This window comes from uncultured Hymenobacter sp. (assembly GCF_964242765.1).
Classification (GTDB): Bacteria; Bacteroidota; Bacteroidia; order Cytophagales; family Hymenobacteraceae; genus Hymenobacter.
The window spans coordinates 20,882-40,267 of record NZ_CAXTBM010000048.1 but is presented as its reverse complement, the minus strand read 5'-3'; the positions used below and the strand labels follow the sequence as shown (position 1 = coordinate 40,267).

General features: G+C 51.8%; 13 protein-coding genes and 1 pseudogene (1 of these 14 running past the window's edge). 3 read left to right on the top strand and 11 right to left on the bottom strand.

The window, feature by feature from the left end; genetic code table 11:
- The 6 genes and pseudogenes from lysS to ACFE7X_RS18235 form a co-directional block, all read right to left on the bottom strand.
- Positions 1-1,197: pseudogene (gene lysS, locus ACFE7X_RS18260) on the bottom strand (lysine--tRNA ligase); it reaches 339 nt to the left of the window's first position.
- A 231-nt stretch (positions 1,198-1,428) separates the two neighbouring features.
- Positions 1,429-2,460 (bottom strand): hypothetical protein, encoded by a 1,032-nt coding sequence (locus ACFE7X_RS18255; RefSeq protein ID WP_375437124.1) that lies wholly within the window; start codon positions 2,458-2,460, stop codon positions 1,429-1,431.
- Between the two features lie 296 nt (positions 2,461-2,756).
- Positions 2,757-4,907 carry a carboxy terminal-processing peptidase gene (locus ACFE7X_RS18250; protein WP_375437123.1) on the bottom strand — a complete coding sequence of 717 codons (2,151 nt, stop codon included), beginning with the start codon at positions 4,905-4,907 and terminating at the stop codon, positions 2,757-2,759.
- A gap of 317 nt (positions 4,908-5,224) precedes the next feature.
- Positions 5,225-6,076: a hypothetical protein gene (locus tag ACFE7X_RS18245; RefSeq protein WP_375437122.1), complete on the bottom strand. Its 852-nt coding sequence runs from the start codon at positions 6,074-6,076 to the stop codon at positions 5,225-5,227.
- A 168-nt stretch (positions 6,077-6,244) separates the two neighbouring features.
- Positions 6,245-6,613: a hypothetical protein gene (locus ACFE7X_RS18240; RefSeq protein WP_375437121.1), complete on the bottom strand. Its 369-nt coding sequence runs from the start codon at positions 6,611-6,613 to the stop codon at positions 6,245-6,247.
- Between the two features lie 117 nt (positions 6,614-6,730).
- Positions 6,731-7,921, bottom strand: coding sequence for a proline dehydrogenase family protein (locus ACFE7X_RS18235; protein ID WP_375437120.1), 1,191 nt, complete (start codon positions 7,919-7,921; stop codon positions 6,731-6,733).
- 160 nt (positions 7,922-8,081) lie between these two features.
- Here ACFE7X_RS18235 and ACFE7X_RS18230 point away from each other — a divergent pair, with 160 nt between their 5' ends.
- Positions 8,082-9,179: a chorismate mutase gene (locus ACFE7X_RS18230; RefSeq protein ID WP_375437119.1), complete on the top strand. Its 1,098-nt coding sequence runs from the start codon at positions 8,082-8,084 to the stop codon at positions 9,177-9,179.
- Positions 9,180-9,473: 294 nt separating this feature from the next.
- On the opposite strand, the gene ACFE7X_RS18225 is transcribed toward ACFE7X_RS18230, so the two are convergent.
- Complete coding sequence (locus ACFE7X_RS18225; protein ID WP_375437118.1) at positions 9,474-9,899, bottom strand: hypothetical protein; 426 nt, start codon at positions 9,897-9,899, stop codon at positions 9,474-9,476.
- A gap of 153 nt (positions 9,900-10,052) precedes the next feature.
- Between ACFE7X_RS18225 and aroB the strand changes: the two genes are divergently transcribed.
- Together aroB and ACFE7X_RS18215 are read left to right on the top strand one after the other, a co-directional pair.
- The gene (gene aroB, locus ACFE7X_RS18220) at positions 10,053-11,093 is read left to right on the top strand and encodes a 3-dehydroquinate synthase (RefSeq protein ID WP_375437117.1); all 1,041 of its coding nucleotides are present in this window, start codon (positions 10,053-10,055) and stop codon (positions 11,091-11,093) included.
- A gap of 305 nt (positions 11,094-11,398) precedes the next feature.
- On the top strand, positions 11,399-12,499 hold the full coding sequence (locus ACFE7X_RS18215) for a 3-phosphoshikimate 1-carboxyvinyltransferase (protein ID WP_375437116.1): 1,101 nt from the start codon (positions 11,399-11,401) through the stop codon (positions 12,497-12,499).
- Here ACFE7X_RS18215 and ACFE7X_RS18210 read toward each other — a convergent pair whose 3' ends face one another.
- The 4 genes from ACFE7X_RS18210 to ACFE7X_RS18195 all read right to left on the bottom strand — a co-directional run bounded on the left by ACFE7X_RS18210 (position 12,500) and on the right by ACFE7X_RS18195 (position 19,266).
- Positions 12,500-13,261, bottom strand: a complete 762-nt coding sequence (locus ACFE7X_RS18210) for an ABC transporter substrate-binding protein (protein WP_375437115.1) — start codon at positions 13,259-13,261, stop codon at positions 12,500-12,502.
- A gap of 205 nt (positions 13,262-13,466) precedes the next feature.
- Positions 13,467-14,537: a M42 family metallopeptidase gene (locus ACFE7X_RS18205; RefSeq protein WP_375437114.1), complete on the bottom strand. Its 1,071-nt coding sequence runs from the start codon at positions 14,535-14,537 to the stop codon at positions 13,467-13,469.
- A 300-nt stretch (positions 14,538-14,837) separates the two neighbouring features.
- Positions 14,838-16,403 (bottom strand): acyl-CoA carboxylase subunit beta, encoded by a 1,566-nt coding sequence (locus ACFE7X_RS18200; RefSeq protein WP_375437113.1) that lies wholly within the window; start codon positions 16,401-16,403, stop codon positions 14,838-14,840.
- 256 nt (positions 16,404-16,659) lie between these two features.
- Entirely contained in the window at positions 16,660-19,266 is a 2,607-nt protein-coding gene (locus ACFE7X_RS18195; protein ID WP_375437112.1) for an ATP-dependent Clp protease ATP-binding subunit, read from the bottom strand.
- Between the last annotated feature and the right edge of the window lie 120 nt (positions 19,267-19,386).

The window sequence follows — 19,386 nt, the reverse complement described above, 5'->3', positions numbered from 1 at the left end:
CATTTCCACCGGATAGTCGGTGATGAACGTCGGCTGAATCAGCTTAGGCTCCACATGCTCCCCAAAGATTTCGTCGATGATCTTGGCTTTGCCCATGCTCGGGTCTAGTCCGACTTTCAACTCTTTAGCGGCGGCGCGCAAAGCTTCTTCGTCGAGCCCGTCGATGTTCACGCCGGTGAAGCTCTCAATGGCTTCGGCCATGGTGTAGCGTTTCCAGGGGCGCTGAAAGTTGATGAGGTTCTCGCCCACTTGCACTTCGGTTTGGCTGTGCAAAGTGAGGGCTACGCGCTCCACCATTTCCTCAACCAAGTCCATCATCCAGTAGTAGTCTTTGTAGGCTACGTACAGCTCCATCTGCGTGAACTCCGGGTTGTGGAAGCGCGACATGCCCTCATTGCGGAAGTCCTTGCTGAACTCGTATACCCCATCAAAGCCACCCACGATTAGACGCTTCAGGTACAGCTCGTTGGCAATGCGCAAATACAGCGTCATGTCCAGCGTGTTGTGGTGCGTCTTGAAAGGGCGCGCCGCCGCCCCACCGTAGAGCGGTTGCAGAATGGGGGTTTCCACTTCCAAGTAGCCTTTGTCGTTAAGGTAGTTGCGCATGGCTTGCACCAGTTGCGTACGTTTGATAAAGGCGTCGCGCACTTGTGGGTTCACCACTAAGTCCACGTAACGCTGACGGTAGCGCTGCTCGGGGTCGGTGAAAGCGTCGTAAGTCTTCTTTTCGCCGGTGGCTTCGTCTACGGCTTCGCGCACAACTGGTAAGGGGCGTAGGCTCTTGCTTAAGAATTTGAACTCCGTGACGTGAATAGAAATTTCCCCGACCATTGTCGTGAATACACGACCTTTCACGCCAACGAAGTCGCCCAAGTCCACAAGTTTTTTGAAGACGTTGTTGTAAAGCGTCTTGTCCTCGCCCGGACAGATTTCGTCGCGATTCACGTAGAGTTGAATCCGGCCCGAAGCGTCCATCAGTTCTGCAAAGGAGGCCTTGCCCATCACCCGCACCGACATAACCCGGCCCGCTAAACTTACTTCCTGAAAGTTGTTTAGCTCCGGGTGGTAGTTGTCGAGAATTTCTTGCGCATAGAAATTAACATCGAACAGCTCAGACGGATACGGCTCAATACCAAGCTTATGAAGCTCGTCGAGCTTGTTGCGGCGAATTATTTCCTGTTCGCTGAGATGGTGCATGGGGCAGGGTGTAAAAAGAAGGCCCGCACTGGGCCAAAAAGACAAACCGCAAAAATAGGGTGGTCTGTTCGGCTAACCTAACCAGTACCTGCCCGTGTTGGTTTTCAACCCACAAAAGGCGAATCGTAGCAGATTGGCCAGCAAGTGGCTACAAGCAAAAAGCGCCGCCCCAAGGGGACGGCGCTTTGGTGTATATGGAGTAAGGTCTAGTTTATAAGAACAATGCAAACCTTATGCCGCAATTCCCATTTGCGGCGCTGAAGTTTCACCAGTGATGGTAGGTTGCACGCGGGTGCGGAGGCGCTCCTCTACGAAGCTATGGCGCAAGTGCTTCGGTAACTCGTCAGCCAATTGCTGGTAACGCTCCAAGCCAACAGCCTTGGCCACATACGTTTCGTGGATACCGTTGAGGTAGCTCACAATATTGAGCAGCGACTGGTGAAAGAGTTTAAAGTCAATCTCTGCCTCTATGTAGCGTTCAATCTCGCGGCTGGTCTGCGAAATGCGCAACCGGCCCAACAAGTCGAAGATGGTAGTATAGCCTAAACGCCACGTAATCTGCTGCCAGTGCGAAGCCGTCCATTTATCGAGCACTTTGCCTGTTTTCTGGCTTCGCAGGGCCGTATTAGGATTAGCCTGTACTTGCTGGCGCGTCCATTGTGCTTTCATCTTGCGCGTAGTGCGCAAGAACTGCCCGATTTGCGCCTGTGCATCAATCTCCTTGCTAGCAATGTTGAGTCCAGCTTTGTAGCCAGCCAGCGGCAAGCGGTGAATGCTAAAGTCGCCGTAAGCACCAGCGGCGTAAAACGATATGGGGCGTGGATACGCATTGCGCACTACCAGCCGTCCTACTTCGCGGCGCACCAGCGACGGGTTATTGCTGCGTACACCGGCCGTAAACAGAAATGCCTGCAAACCAGCCATGATGGTGTGGTACGCCTGTGGGAACGTCCAATGCAGAGCGTTGCGTAAATAATCTTCGTCGCCTAGCTCGGCCGTGGAGCGTAGCGCGTACTCGGTGCTCCAGCACGAATGCAGCAACTTCGTTACGGCCGCCAAATCTGCTTCGGTAAGCTCGGCCTGGTGTGCCCGGAAGAAGGGTAGGTGCTGCAAACCGCCAGTAGCGTCGTCGGCCTCTTGAATGTGGTAGTTGATGGCGAAGAAATAGTTGAGGAAAACCTGCGCCGGGATAGACTTGCGCCAGGTCTCGTCAGCTAGCTTCTGCTGCTCGTCCGTCACGAGCGGAATGATAGGAGTTTCCATGTTCGTCGTCATGCTAGTTTAACATGAAGGTATAGGTTATAGTTCTTATTTACTAAATTTATTAGGCAATAATAAGTGAAATTTAGTGGCTGGTTATCAACAGCTTATGTATCAATTTTGGGGTGTTATACAGAAGCAATTTTAGGGTCGATTTGCTAATGATAGTAACTTGTGCTGCGAAAGTTAGTTTAGCATAAAGAAAAAGCCCCCACAGCTACAGCTATGGGGGCTTTCTTGTCAATCAGCTTGGTATGAAGGAAGAGCCACTGAGACTTTTCTTCACGCTAACTAGCTTACTACATCTGGTCTTTCACTACCGATACTGCTTCACGAAGCGTGATGTCTTTGTTCAGATTCTTAGTAAAGCGCGATGCACGGTTGACTTCCACTGTATCGGAGCCCAAGGCCCGTAAGTCAGCAGATAGCGGAGCAATGGCGATAGGTGCCGCAGCCTTTTGAGCCGCTTCGTACTTATCGGATTCAGCTTTGTTGGTTTGCTGCTCAGTGCGGTAAGCCGTTAGCTTCAACGACACTTTGGTGTCATCCTTACGCTTGCGCATCCGCTGCGCTAATTCATTTACGAGGCGGAAGCTTGGGCTAGCGGCTACGCGAGCTTGGCTGGCGGTACGCAGCTTATCGGTAGCGGGAGCCTGCGCCCAAGGGCGGTAACGGGCTGGGGTGATTTCGTCCCACTTCAGTGGGTAGTCAGACTCCTTTTCACCCTGGTCAAGATAGCTGTAGGCATCTGGTAAGATGATATCAGGCACAACGCCTTTGAATTGGGTTGACCCACCATTAATACGGTAGAACTTCTGCGTAGTGAGCTTCAGCGAGCCAAAAGGCTTGATGCTATTAAACTCGGATGGTAGTGCATCATCGAGGTCGAAGATACGCTGCACAGTGCCTTTGCCATAGGTGCTAGCGGCCCCCATAATCACGCCGCGCTTGTAGTCCTGAATAGCAGCCGCCAGAATCTCGGAAGCCGAAGCACTGTACTTGTTCACGAGTACCACCAGCGGACCGCTATACTGTACGCGGGGGTCACGGTCGTTGAGCACGCTAGGAGCACCCTGGGGGCCTTTCACCTGCACCACGGGGCCACTGTCGATAAACAGACCAGCCATTTCTACGGCATCCTGCAAAGATCCACCACCGTTGAAGCGCAAGTCAAGTACTACGCCTGATACGTTTTCCTGCTTGAGTTTTTCGAGTTCTTTCTTCACGTCTTCGGCAGAGCTACGGCCGCCGTTGTCGTTGAAGTCAGCATAGAACGTAGGAAGCTTGATGTAACCAATCTTCTTGCCGGCCTCGTTGATAGTAGCCGACTGCGCAAAGGTTTCTTTGATCACAACTACGTCGCGGATGATAGAGATAACCTTGGTGCTGTTGTCAGGCTTCTTCACCGTTAAGCGAACTTCGCTGCCTTTCTTGCCTTTAATCATGGTTACGGCCTTGTCAAGGCGCATGCCTTCCACTGATACCGGCTCAGCATCGCCTTGGGCAACACGAGAAATAATATCACCAGCTTTCAACTCACCTTGGCGGTAAGACGCACTACCGGGGATAATGTCAGACACCTTGATCTGCCCGTCTTTCTCTTGCAGCGAAGCCCCAATACCCTCGAAACGACCCGTCATAGCCTGGTCGAAAGATTCTTTATCGCGCGGAGCGAAGTACTCGGTGTGCGGATCGTACGTGTTGGCAATAACGTTGGCGTACATTGCCAGACGGTCATTTGCGTCGTTTTGGAGCAAATCGTTGAACTGGTCGTCGAAGTACTTCAGCACGCGCTTACGCGCTTCAATTTCCATTTCAGCGGGTGTCCGAGTAGGCTCGGACGTGGTAGCCGACGAAGGGGTAGCGTTGGTTGAAGCCAATGGCTTGTCCTTTTTCTTGGTCTGGGCGTCCATCATTTCCGAAACGCGCACCAGCGTCTGGTACTTCAAAAACTTGCGCCACTCTTCACGCTGTGCCGTCTTGTCCGCAGCAAAGCTAACCTTGTCGGACTCCGTCTCGAAAGTCTCTTCCGTAGTGAAGTCGAAAGGCTTAGCCAGAATGTCGCGGTATAGGGCCTGCACGTCTTTCACTCGTTGATCGAGAAGAACGTTGGTTTGATCCATAAACTCATGAGTGCCACGCTTCACTTCTTCATCCACATCATTCTGGAATTTTGAGCGAAGCTGCGTCACGTCTGAGGCTAGCAAAAACTTTTTATTGGAATCTACGCGCTTTAGATACAACTCAAAAACACGTTTTGAGAAGGTATCATCGAGCTTTTCAGGCTGGTAGTGCATCGAGGTGAGGCCTTGTAACATAGCCTGAACCAGCACGGCGTCCTTCTGGGGCGTCCGGGCATCACTACGACGGTAGAGCTTGTAAGACGCCAGCACGAAAACTGCCAGCACCACCGCAGCATACAAGCCTATCTTGATTCGGGGAAAAGACATGGAAAATCGAGTGAAATGGAGAAAAATCAATTGGAAGCAAAAGCCGTTCTGATACTTACGGCACCGTAGCAGCCCTGGTTAAACTAAAAACGCCGAAGCTTGATGAATAAGTGCCGTCAAGCGCTGCCATTCTATAAAACAAAGACAAATAAGCAGACTGAAAGTTGTCTGCTTTCTAATCTTTTGAGGTGCCAAAAACGGGCCAAAGAACAGAATATGTTATTTCGGCAGGTGCAGTAATTTACTGATTCTATCCAGACGAAAAAAGCCCTCTCCTAGTTATAGAAGAGGGCTTTCAAAGACGAGCTACTTAACGACTAGTACCGACGTACTTTGTCGCCGTTGCTGCGGCGGAATTCTTCTTCGAAGTAGCGAGCATCCTCATCGTTGCGGGGGTTTACACCCATTACGATGCCGCCATTTTTGATGTCGGACTCGTACTCTTTAGCGTGCTCCTCAGGAATGCCCGAGCCTACGAGCGCGCCTACTAGGCCACCCGTCAGACCACCAGCACCAGCACCAGCTAGGGCTGCTGCAATAGGACCAGCAATAATCAATCCTAGACCTGGGAGAGCTACCGAGGTGCCAATGGCTGCAATAGCACCAATTACGGCACCAGCCGTACCACCAATGGCCGAACCTACACCGGCACCTTCCATGGCCTTGTCGCCAAGTTCGGTGTCAGCCGTGTCGCTTCCAAAGTGCGTTTTACGCGTTTCGTCAGACATTAGCACGTTTACGTCATCTTTGGTGTAGCCACGTGACGACAAAGACTTATAAGCTTGCTCAGCGCTGTTACGGTCACGGAACATACCCGTCATCATACCACCACTAGTAGAAGAAGAGCTGTTGCCAGTTAATGCATTACCTGCATCGCTAGCAACATTCTGTACGGCATCGATGCCAGCACCAACAGTTGCACCTGCTGAACCTGCTAGAGCAGCTCCTTTTTGGGTGGCACTGTGGTCATGCGTAGGATTGGTGTCTGCACCGCTAATGCCAGAGTCGCCAGTGCTAGAGTTACCTAGATTGCCGCTCGAGGTAGAGTTGCTATTAGAACCCGAAGACATCGAGCCACTGCCAAAGCCAGTACCGGCATTGCCGGTACCATAGTTAGAGCCTGAGCCGGTACCAGTATTCATCGGGTTATTCGATTCGTTGGTGTTCATGTGCGAGAGATTTATTGATTGAAAGTGGGAAAGGAAGCATTCGATGCAAAAGTCGAGGTGGGACCTGCACGGAATGTGAGTAGCTAAACGCGACCATTCCAGTGGGGGTTACACATAAAATTCAGGCCTCCCTATTTTTCAACTATTTCACTCTCGTAAAGTCGAGTTTTACCCCCACCGTTCGTAGTTGGCTTCGTCTTGCCAAAACGCTCGGCATTCCCGGCGCATGTTCTTTAAAAGGTCTTCTTGTTGTTTAAGTGCCCGCCATTCGCCCAGTCCTAACCGCTCGCAAAGCTTATAGAAATTGTCGCCTTGCCCTTTCGAGCCTTCCACTTTCACAAGGCAACTCAGTATCGGACGCCCGGCTTTGTATTCCTGTTCCGAGATTTCAGCTAGAAGCTCGTTCAGACGGCCTTTCTCGTGCGATATGTCCAGATTCAGGCCCAATTCAGCCTCTTGTACAAGATTCAAGTAGCTGATAGTGCCTACCTGATGGCGGGAAAAGCGAATTAAATGGCTACGAATTCGGCCGAGCATAGGCAGAGGGGTGGGGATTAAAGGACGGAAAGTACAAAAAAGCCCGTTGTTCCAGAATGGTATCTGAAACAACGGGCGGCGGCTACCCAAAACCGTGCCGAACAGGCCAAACCAATTTTAACGTCCTTGGCGGCGTCTTATTTCTTTTTGGATGAGAAGAAATTCGCGGCTACTCTGCCCCGCAATAGCGGTATTCTCGTCGGCCCGGCGCAACAGATAAGGCATAACTGCGTCTACGGGACCATACGGCACATACTTAGCCGTATTATATCCAGCGTGTGCGAGGTTGTAGCTTAGGTTGTCGCTCATACCATACAACTGTGCAAACCAGATGCGCTGGTCACCGGGCTGCAATTCGTACTCATGCATTAACTCGGTGAGTAGCTTAGAGCTAGCTTCGTTGTGCGTACCAGCGCAGATGCTGATTCGGTCAACGTGCTGCACGCAATAACGCAAAGACTCATCGTACAGCGCGTCCGTTTCCTGCTTGGTAGGATTAATCGGGTTTTGGTAGCCGCGCTGAGTGGCTACGCGGGCTTCCTTCTCCATATAAGCGCCCCGCACCAGTTTGCCGCCCAAATAGTAGCCATCTCGCTTTGCAACATCGTGCGCCTCCTTGATGGCATCAAGCCGGTCGTGGCGGTAGAGTTGGTAAGTGTTCCAAACGATGGCCGATTCACGATTGTACTTGTGCATCATCTCGTAGGCCAAGTTGTCGATGGTCTGCTGAAACCAGCTTTCCTCTGCGTCAACAAACACGCGTACGCCATACTGGTGGGCCCGGTGGCAAATAGCATCTACGCGGGCGTGGGCTCGATCGTAGCTAGCTTGTTCGGTAGGTGTAAGTGGTTTGCCAGCCTGTATCTTTTCCAGCAAAGAGCTGTTAGCTAAGCCCGTCACCTTGAACACCGAGAACGGGATGTGCGTGGAGCGGTGCGCCAAGTCGAGAGTAGCCAGAATTTCGTCGCGCGTTTGGTCGAAGCTTTTGTCGCTGCCTTCGCCTTCCACAGAATAGTCGAGGATGGTGCCGATGCCGTAGCGGCCTAGCTCGGCAATAACGGGTACACATTCCTTTATGGTTTCACCACCGCAGAATTGCCTGAAAATAGAATGCTTGATAAGAAATTTTGTGCCAGGCAAACTCCACTTTAGTGCCGCCTTCATCAACCCGCCGCCGGTTTTCACCAGCGTGTTGTTGTTCATAGACGCGAATAGTGCATACATCTTACGCAACTCCGCATCCGACTTCGAGGCGAAGGCGACGGCAGTGTTATCAAATGAAACCGGCGGGGCTTGGGTTAAGGGCATTGGGTGTAGCTTTGGGCGGAAGTTTGGGGTAGACAAAGGTAGCCTTTAAACAAGATTTGAGCGGGCTTAGTTGCGTGCATTTATCTTGTGCCAAACCCAGTCCTTGCTGCTTTTATTCGTTGAATTCGCAACGGCCTCGTTGCTCTTTCCTTTTCTTTTCATGCAGACTTCTCTGGCCCCCGATACCTTCTTTACCCGTCGCCTCACCGCTAAAGGCAGCCCTTTGCTTATTGCGGGCCCCTGTTCTGCTGAAACCGAAGAGCAGGTACTAGCAACGGCTCACGGCCTGAAGGCGCTTGGTAAAATAGATTTGTTTCGGGCAGGTATCTGGAAGCCCCGTACCAAGCCAGGCGGGTTTGAGGGCATGGGCTCAGTGGCCTTGCCGTGGTTGCAGCAGGTGAAAGCTGAAACGGGCATACCTACTACCGTGGAAGTAGCCAACCCCCGCCACGTGGAAGAAGCCCTAGCTCACGGTATTGATGTTCTCTGGATTGGGGCCCGCACCACCGTGAATCCGTTTGCTATTCAGGAGTTAGCCGACGCGCTGGCCGGTACTGGTGTACCCGTAATGGTGAAGAACCCTGTAAATCCTGATGTGGCCCTGTGGGCTGGGGCGCTGGAGCGTTTAGAGCGAGCTGGCATCACCGATTTAGCAGCCATTCACCGTGGTTTCAGCACCTTCGCGCCTTCACGCTACCGCAATGCACCTACCTGGATTCTGCCCATCGAACTCAAGAGCCGCTTTCCCCAACTGCCGCTCATCTGCGACCCCAGCCACATCGGTGGCCGCCGCGACTTGCTGTTGCCCATCGCCCAAAAAGCCCTCGACCTCGACTACGATGGCTTGATGATTGAAACGCACCCCGACCCCGACCAGGCGCTCAGCGACGCCGCGCAGCAAGTAACGCCGGAGCGCCTAGGAGAAATCTTGAATGAGTTGCGTTTCCGCTACCGCTCCTCCAATAATGCCGAGTATCTGAACAAAGCCGAGGAACTGCGGCAAAAGATGGACGAAGCTGACCGCGAAATTATGGAGGGTCTCGCACGACGTATGGCCCTGGTAGGCGAGCTAGCCGAATACAAGAAGGAAAACGACGTCAAAATCCTGCAAATGGACCGTTGGAACGAGATTTTCGAGTCCCGGCAGGCATGGGCCCGCAAATTGGGCGTCAATGAGAAGTTTATAGCTGAGCTCTATAAACTAGTTCACCTGGAAAGCATTCGGCGCCAAACCGAAATCATGCAGCGGCCGGAATAGCGCAGCTAATCGCGCCGGTAGGTCATGCGAATAAGATCTACACACGAACCGTAATCAATTACCAACTTAGAGGGATTAACAGTGTAGGCAGGAGTCCCACCATGAATGGTAAGTCCATTCTCGAACTGTATTACAGGAACATCATCTGTGGCAAAAGTGTGCCGCGTGATTCTTCTTTGTTGTCTTTGTGGAATACAACGCTGCCATCTACTTTAAACTCGACAGCTATGTTAGATGTCGAACTTGGTCTACAATAACATTCCACGCTGGTCCGAGTAACTCAAGCAACTGGCGTTAATTTTTTTCGGCCACTCGGATGTAGCTGTGCTCGAAAGGTTCGCCGTTGGAGTCGCGCAACTGAAGATTATTGCCCGATATAGAGTACAACTGCGTGCCCCGGTAACCCCGGTACATCAGCACCTGGCGAATGGGTTGGCCAATTCCTTGCCGTTCGCGCCGAACCGCAAATACTGTGGCGCTAATAAAATTATCGTCCTCATAGAACCGGGCCCGTCCGCGCCGATCGAACTCAACCACCACTCGGTGGCCGGTGCTGGCCGGTGTAAGAACAGGCAAGTTAGGAGCAGCGGTTTGTTGCCACTCCCAGCGTCCTACTAATTGCTCTTCTGGTTTAGGTATGGATTCACGTTGGCAGGCAACCCATAGCGGAACGGCTAAGAGTAGCGAGGCGGCAGATAAGCCGCGGAAATAGGAGCTCATAACTAATATAGAGTGTAAGTTGCAGCAGGATGAGTAAGGTAAAGCTTGAATGGTTGCGTTAAAAGACTCGTAATTTTGCGCCTATTCATGATGAAATTGCCTTCAGCAAATGCCATACCTGAATGGTCCCATTTCTTCTAAAAGGAATCAAAGTTGAATAATATAGTTTCCATTGGTTCGGATGCGCTATCAAATCTAGCTGATTTATTGCGTCAGCCTGCCGTTAGCCAAGTATTTGTGCTAACAGACGCCAACACCAGTCGGTTGTGCTATCCGTTGCTGCGTTTCTACCTACCGGAAGCACATTCTCTTATTGAGATTCCAGCCGGCGAAGAAGCGAAAACACTAGATTCATGTGAGGTCGTTTGGAACGAGCTAACCGAGCAGCGAGCCGACCGATTTGCGGTACTTGTAAACCTTGGTGGCGGTGTTATAACGGACTTAGGTGGCTTTTGTGCGGCTCTGTACAAGCGGGGTATTCGATTTGTGCAAGTGCCTACCACCCTATTAGCGCAGGTAGATGCCAGCGTGGGCGGTAAAACAGGCATTGATTTTCAGGGTTTTAAGAATCACTTAGGCGTTTTTCAGGAGCCCGCTGGTGTCTTCATTGATCCTAAGTTTCTTGGAACCTTAGACCCACGCCAATTGAAATCGGGTTATGCGGAGGTGGTGAAACACGGTCTGATTGCTGATGCGGCGGCTTTTCGAGAACAGCGTATTAATAGCGTGTTTATTGATGATTGGACCGATACTATTCGGCATTCTGTGGCTCTGAAGCAAGAAATAGTGGCCCAGGACCCTCTGGAGAATGGTTCGCGTAAACTGCTCAACTTTGGGCATACAGTAGGCCATGCGTTGGAAAGCTTCCTGTTGTCGCAGCCTGGCCGTGAAATTTTGCATGGCGAAGCAGTTGCGGCAGGTATGATCTGCGAAGCGTGGTTGAGCACTCAGCATGGTTTACTGAGTGAAACTGAACTGGACCAAATCGAGACTTTCCTATTCTCGATTTACGAAAAGGTGCAATTCGTGTCTTTAGAAACCAATGCTATTGCTGACTATGCGCGCCAAGACAAGAAGAATACGGGTTCTACTATCAACTGTACTCTTCTCGAAAGCATAGGCCACGCTGTTTACAACCAGCCAGTAACAGTAGCAGAAATAGCAGCATCGCTACGGTACTATCACCGGCTATAAGGTAGCCGCCGATTATGGTGTAGTCAGCTAGAGGGCGGGTTGCATCACAACTGTACACCCGCTTGTGCAGATAGCCAAGCAGCCTGTTGAAATCTATCTTTCACCCATTCACCGAGCACTAGCTTGGTGGTACATCTTCAACTACTATTAGCTCTTCAGTCAACCTTACCTGGCCGGGCGGTCCGTTGCGTGGGACAGCGCAACTTCCGGCTTCGAAAAGCGAGAGTAACCGTGCCCTCATTCTACAGGCGTTAGCTGGCGGTGGCCAACTGGATAATCTCTCAGATGCCAACGACACGCAGTTGATGCAGCGCTTATTAGCCAACCAGACTGCCGAGGTGCTCGACGCCGAAGATGCCGGAACCGTAATGCGCTTCTTAACAGCTTACTTAGCTGTAACCGACCGGCATGCGCTGCTTACTGGCACTGCCCGTATGCGCGAGCGGCCCATAGCCGTGCTGGTGGATGCATTGCGGCAGCTTGGAGCCAATATTGCCTATCAAGAGGTAGATGGCTTTCCGCCGTTGCGTCTACGCGGATGGAAACAAGCGGAAGCACAGGGGCCGGAAGCAAATGAAACAGAGCCCATTGAGTTGAAAGTGCGTGGGGATATCAGTAGCCAGTATATATCGGCGCTGCTGATGGTGGGGCCTATGCTCCCAAACGGATTACGGCTTTGGCTCACGGGTAAAGTTGGCTCGCGCCCCTATATCCGCATGACAATGGCCCTCATGCAGCATTTCGGCGGCCAATGCCGCGACTTAGGCACGGCCTTGGAAGCCCGGGCTGGCCGCTACCAACCCGCCGATTACACAATTGAGTCAGACTGGTCTGCGGCCAGCTATTGGTACGCAATGGTGGCTTTGGCTCCAGCGGGTTCACACCTCACATTGCCCGGTTTGCGCCGTTATTCCTGGCAGGGCGACCAAGCTATAGTCGAGATTATGGCGCAGTTAGGTGTAGCTACGGAGTTTTTAACCGACGGCGTGCGCTTGATGCAAACGCCTCCTTCAGTTGGTTTCACCCAAGACTTCACCGACTGCCCCGACTTAGCGCAAACCGTAGCCGTAGTAGCCGCCGCCCTAAATGTGCCTGTTCTCATGACTGGTCTGGAAAGTTTGCGGATCAAAGAAACCGATCGAATTTTCGCCTTGCAAACTGAACTTGCCAACTTTGGAGCTTTCTTAACGGAGGAAACCGAAAACTTCTTCCGCGTTTCGAGCGAACAATTCCATGTAAGCGGCCAAACCGTGGCAACCTACCACGACCACCGCATGGCGATGGCCTTCGCCCCATTGGCCTTGCGTGGTCCGCTCACCGTCGAATCACCGCAGGTGGTTCGTAAGTCCTATCCGCAGTTCTGGTCGGAGTTGGAAAAAGCTGCTTTTGTTACTGATTTCCGATAGTCAATCAGCGGATATTAGTGAACGGAGGTACGCTGCTGAATGAAGCAATCGGCTGCCGTACCAACTAAACAACTCGCCGTCCACGATTCGTATCTGCGCTGCCGGGCAGATAGACTGAAATTCGGCTACGTGCTTTTCGCTGAAGGGATAAGGTTCTGAGGACAATAGAATTTGCTGAGGTGCCGCGGCAGTTAGTTGTTCGGCGGTTACTTCCGGGTAGCGCGCTAAGTTGGTAAATACGTTTCGAAACCCGGTACGAAGCAGTAAATCATCAATAAAAGTGCTTGTCGCAGCTATCATATACGGCTTACGCCATATAAAATAGGCGGCGGAAATTGGTTCAAGAGCTGTTTTCAGCGACGCAAAGGATGCGGCAATTTCAGTTGCTAGCGCAATGGCTTTCTCTTTGCGTCCGGTAATCAGCCCTACCCGCCGAATCATATCAAGGGCTTCGTCGAGAGTGGAAATATCGCTCAACCACACCGGGTACTTCGCTGCCAACTGTTCTATACCGTCTTGGTAATTTTCCTCCTTGTTCCCTAGGATAAGGTCCGGCTTTAGTGTTTTTATTTTTTCGAAGTCGAAGTTCTTGGTACCTCCCACTACGGCGGCTGTTTTGTGCGCTTTTGTCGGATGAACGCAGAATTTTGTGACGCCAACCACCCGCTCGCCTAATCCTAAATCAAATAACAATTCAGTTTGAGAAGGAACCAGTGAAATAATGCGTTTCGGAGGGAATGGCACCGCTACTCGGCGGTTCATTTGGTCGGTTACAGTGAGGGGAATCACGAGTTCTTCGGATAGCCTAGATGGCGCGGGTTTCAGCATTGGGTGTGAAGGCAACAACAAGAAAAAGATAGGAGCATGGCAATGGCTCGACTACTTGTATGGGGCATTATAGGCAAAGCAAACGGCCGCTCCAGTAGGAGCAGCCGTTACCTGAATTCATCAAGCCTAACTATTGTACTTATTTGAAATAGCGGAAGTCATGGCCGTCTTCGATGCGCAGCAGCGTTTCGTAGATAAGCTTAGCGACGTTTTCCACGTCGTCTTTGTGTACCGTTTCTACGGTGGTGTGCATATACTTGAGCGGCAGTGAAATAAGGGCTGAAGCTACGCCAGCACCGGAGTAAGCAAAAGCGTCGGTGTCGGTGCCAGTGGAGCGGGTGGCGGCGGCGCGTTGAAACGGAATCTCTGTTTCCTGCGCCGTGCGTATGATCAGGTCACGCAGATTATTTTGAACAGCAGGACCGTAGGTTATCACCGGTCCTTTGCCGCAAAATATGTCGCCCGACGTTTTCTTTTCATACATGGGCGTTTGAGTGTCATGCGTTACGTCCGTAACGATGGCCACGTCGGGCTGAATACGGTGCGCTACCATCTCGGCACCGCGCAAACCAATTTCTTCTTGCACCGCATTCACAATGTAAAGGCCGAAAGGCAGGGTATTGCCGTTTTCTTTCAGCATGCGGGCCACTTCAGCAATCATGAAGCCACCCACGCGGTTGTCGAGCGCCCGGCCCACGTAAAACTTATCATTGAGCACCATGAACTCGTCTTCAAACGTGACGACCGAGCCGACGTGGATGCCCATTTCTTCGACTTCCTCTTTACTTGAGGCGCCGCAGTCCAAGAATACGGTCTCAATAGTTGGCGCTTTGTCTTGCTCCACTTTGCGCACATGAATGGCTGGCCAGCCAAATACCGCTTTCACGATGCCCTTGGCCGTGTGAATGTTCACTCGTTTGCTAGGCGCCACCAACGGATCAGAGCCGCCATTTTTGCGCAGGTACAGAAAGCCTGAGTCGGTGATATAGTTGACGAAGTAGCTGATTTCGTCGGCGTGGGCCTCAATTACCACCTTATACGTCGCCTGCGGGTTGATAACGCCCACAACCGTGCCGTAGGTATCAACGAAATATTCATCGATATAAGGCTTAATATAGTCGAGCCAGATTTTTTGGCCCTCCTTCTCGAAACCAGTGGGAGAGGGATTATTGAGGTATTTCTGTAAAAAGTCGAAAGATTCTGGACGCATAAAACGTATGGGGAACGGAAAGTAAAAGGATCTGGTCGCTAGCGGTAAAATTGAGAGCTGCCGAAAGTGACGCAGCCTGCAAGGACAATGGTTATTGGAAAAAACGAGCTGGCTCCAGCAGGCACATTACTCATAACTAACAAAGCAGCTACCATGTGTAAGTAGCCGAGTAAGAGTGAATTTTTACCGGCCCAATTTGCTGGTCCGGCCTTGTTAGCAACCATCTCAGCCTTGCAGCCCGATAGTGTCTTCACATGGACGCCACACTGCCAAAGTAGGCATGGCTCCATCAGGTTACGGTTATAAGGGAATGTTGCCGTGCTTCTTACGTGGTAGGGTAGCTACTTTGTTTTCCAACATCTTAAATGCGCGAATAAGCTTCTGCCGAGTCTGCGAAGGCAGTATCACCTCGTCCACGAAACCCCGGTGGGCCGCTCGGTAGGGAGTTGCAAATTTTTGTTGGTACTCATCGACCTTCTCTTGGAGCTTCACTTCTGGGTCAGCGGCGGCGGCTATTTCACGTTTGAAGATGATTTCAGCAGCACCTTTGGCGCCCATTACGGCAATTTCGGCGGTTGGCCACGCGTAATTCATGTCGGCCCCAATGTGTTTACTGTTCATCACGTCGTAAGCGCCGCCGTAGGCTTTGCGCGTAATAACTGTGATGCGCGGTACAGTAGCTTCGCAGAAAGCATAGAGTAGCTTGGCTCCATTGGTGATAATACCGCGCCACTCTTGGTCGGTGCCCGGCAGGAAGCCCGGTACATCCTCCAGCACCAACAGCGGAATATTAAACGAGTCGCAGAACCGAACGAATCGAGCAGCTTTCGTGCTGGCGTTGATGTCGAGTACCCCAGCTAGCACGGCAGGTTGATTGCCTACTATGCCAATGCTACGGCCTCCGAGGCGAGCAAACCCTACTACTATATTTTCGGCGAAATTCTGGTGAACCTCCAGGAAGGTACCAGCATCGATAATGCCCTCAATCACCTCCCGCATATCGTAAGGCTGATTAGGATTGTCGGGAATGATACCGTCGAGCACCAAACGAGTCTCATTACCAGCTTCGTAGGGCAACGCTGGCGCAGTTTCCTCGCAATTTTGCGGCATGTAGCTCAGCAACTGCTTGACGTGGTTGATGCAGGTTACTTCGTTGGCACAAGAGAAATGCGTTACACCGCTTTTGGCAGAATGGGTACTGGCCCCGCCTAGCTCTTCGCTGGTTACGTTTTCGTGCGTTACAGTTTTCACCACGTTGGGGCCAGTCACGAACATGTAGCTCGTGTCTTCTACCATTAGAATGAAGTCGGTAATGGCTGGCGAGTATACGGCACCGCCTGCGCACGGCCCCATAATGGCCGATAACTGCGGTACGACGCCTGAAGCTAAAGTATTCTTGTAGAAGATATCGGCGTAGCCGCCAAGGCTTACCACGCCCTCCTGAATCCGGGCGCCGCCTGAGTCGTTGAGGCCAATGACGGGTGCGCCGTTCCTCATAGCCAGATCCATGATCTTTACAATCTTCTCGGCGTGAGTTTCGCTCAAAGACCCTCCGAAAACCGTGAAATCCTGCGAGAAGACATACACCAAACGCCCGTTTACAGTCCCGTAGCCCGTTACGACTCCATCACCGAGATAATATTCTTTATCCAGACCAAAATCCTTGGATCGGTGCATCACGAACTTACCTATTTCCTCAAATGAGCCTTCATCAAGCAGCAAATCCACCCGTTCACGGGCTGTAAGCTTGCCTTTCTTGTGCTGAGCGTCAATGCGCGCTTGGCCGCCGCCGAGCAGGGCTTCTTGATTTTTGCGTTCGAGAATTTCGAGTTTGCTCAAGTGGGCTTCCGCCTGTAGATCGGACATGGGGTGGGAGTTCGGATTCGAATAATGGGTACCAGGTTGGTAATTCAAAGGTAATGTAGCGACATAGAAAAGCCGCACCAGAATATGGGGCGGCTTTGGATAAAGTAAAGTAGCCAACTCCTTAACAAGAAGTGTACTTGCTTGCAAGCATAATAAAGTCTTCAATAGAATAGAAACAGCAAGCTTTCAATAATATACAAACAAAAACGGCTGGCTCCTTTGCAGGAACCAGCCGTTTTTGTTTCAAGCAATCTGCTTACTTCTTGGAATCAACGTCGTCACTTGGCTCTGGCTTTTCAGCTGGCCGCTCGTCGCTGGCAAGGTTCTGCGGTTCGTTGCTTTTGCTCACTGCGAACGTTAGTTCTTCGCCGCCTTCCGTGAAGTCAGCCGTGATAACATCACCCTGGGCAATTTCTGCTTTCAGGATTTCCTCGGCAATCGGATCTTCGATATACTTCTGGATGGCCCGGTTCAGCGGACGAGCACCGAACTTAGGATCATAACCTTTTTCGGCCACGAAGTCCTTAGCAGCCTCGGTCAACTCTACCCGGTAGCCCAACAGCTGAATGCGGCTCAGCAGCTTCGACAGCGAGATGTCGATGATTTTGTGGATGTCTTTTTTCTCCAATGAGTTGAAGACAATCACATCATCCAAACGGTTGAGGAACTCCGGCGAGAACGTCTTGCGCAGCGCGTTGGTGATGGTGCTCTTCGTCAACTCATCTAAATTCTCGTTCCGGGCCTTCGTGCCGAAACCAATACCCGCACCGAAGTCCTGCAAGTCGCGGGCACCGATGTTGGAGGTCATGATGATGATGGTATTGCGGAAGTCCACCTTGCGGCCGAGACCGTCAGTCAGGATACCATCGTCGAGCACTTGCAGCAACAAGTTGTATACGTCGGGGTGCGCCTTCTCAATCTCGTCGAGCAGGATAACCGAGTACGGCTTGCGGCGGATTTTCTCCGTCAACTGACCGCCCTCTTCGTAACCCACGTAGCCGGGAGGTGCGCCCACCAGGCGCGAGATGCTGAATTTCTCCATGTACTCCGACATGTCGATCCGCACCAGCGAGTCTTCTTTGTCGAAGAGGTAAGTAGCCAGCACCTTGGCCAACTCCGTTTTACCGACACCAGTTGGGCCGAGGAATACGAATGAGCCGATTGGCTTTTTGGGGTCTTTCAAGCCCACGCGGGTGCGCTGGATGGCTTTCACCAACTGCTTAATAGCCTTGTCTTGGCCGATAACCTTGCCTTGCAACTCTTCACCCATGTTCAAAAGCTTGGCGCTTTCGTTCTGAGCAACCCGGCTAACCGGAATACCGGTCATCATGGCAATAACCTCGGCTACGTTTTCTTCCTTGACGGTGTAGCGTTTCTTCTTGGTTTCTTCTTCCCAATCCTTCTTGGCTTGGTCGAGTTGCTCCAACAGCTTCTTCTCATTGTCGCGGAGCTTGGCAGCCTCCTCGTACTTCTGAGACTTTACCACGCGGTTCTTCTCGGTCTTGATGTTCTCAATGCTCTCTTCGAGCTTCAAGATATCCTCCGGAACCACGATGTTGTTGATGTGCACACGAGCACCAGCTTCGTCCAGGATATCGATGGCTTTGTCTGGCAAGAAACGGTCAGACATGTAACGGTCCGATAGCTTCACGCACGACTCAATCGCCTTATCGGTGTACACCACATGGTGGTGGTCCTGATACTTGTCTTTGATATTGTGCAGAATTTCGATGGTTTCCTCTGGCGTGGTAGGATCTACCATTACCATCTGGAAACGACGGGCCAAAGCACCGTCTTTCTCGATGTACTGACGGTACTCGTCGAGCGTAGTAGCACCGATGCATTGAATTTCACCACGGGCTAGAGCCGGCTTGAACATGTTGGAAGCGTCCAGCGAGCCCGAAGCTCCGCCAGCACCTACAATCGTGTGCAGCTCGTCAATGAACAGAATCACGTCGGGTGACTTTTCCAGCTCGTTCATCACGGCCTTCATGCGCTCCTCGAACTGGCCACGGTACTTAGTACCAGCTACCAAAGAAGCCAAGTCCAGCGTAACAACCCGTTTGCCGAACAGCACACGTGATACTTTCTTCTGAATGATGCGCAAAGCGAGGCCTTCGGCAATTGCCGTTTTACCAACACCAGGCTCACCGATCAGGATCGGGTTGTTCTTTTTGCGGCGGCTCAAGATCTGGGCCACACGCTCGATTTCTTTTTCACGACCTACAATCGGGTCGAGCTTATCGTCCTCAGCTAGTTTGGTGAGGTCACGGCCGAAGTTGTCGAGTACGGGAGTACGCGACTTTTCGGTGCCTTTCTTGGGGGTAGCGCCAGCACCGGCACCGCCGCGGCCTGCACCACCACCAAAGAGGCGGTCGTTATCGTCGTCATCGGCCTCGGGGCCGTTGGTAGGGTTGTTCGCCGTGTTACCGTGGTAGTCCAGCGAATCGCGCACGGATTCGTAGTTCACGTTGAATTTGCTGAGAATTTGAGACGAGATGTTGTCTTCATCGCGCAGAATTGACAACAGCAGATGCTCGGTGCCAATGATTTCGCTTTTGAAGATTTTAGCTTCGAGGTAAGTGATCTTAAGGACTTTCTCGGTCTGTTTCGTCAGCGGGATAGAGCCGGTAATGCTCGTACCCTGCGTGGCCGTATTGCGGGTAGCTTGTTCGAGGGCATATTTCAGCTCGTCTACGGATACGCCCAATTTCTTGAGCAAACCAATAGCTGTGCCTTCCCCTTCGCGAATCATGCCCAACAATAAGTGTTCGGTACCGATATAATCGTGCCCGAGCCGGATGGCCTCTTCCCGGCTCAGAGAGATGACCTCTTTGACTCGATTTGAGAATTTAGCTTCCATGCAGATAAGGTAGTGAAGAAAAACGGAACCCCGCAAGCGCTAATAAAGCGTTTTCCGGCGGGTTGGGCCGTAGTAATCTGAAAACAGATAGTAACGGGCGATGGTTCGGGCGGCAGGTAC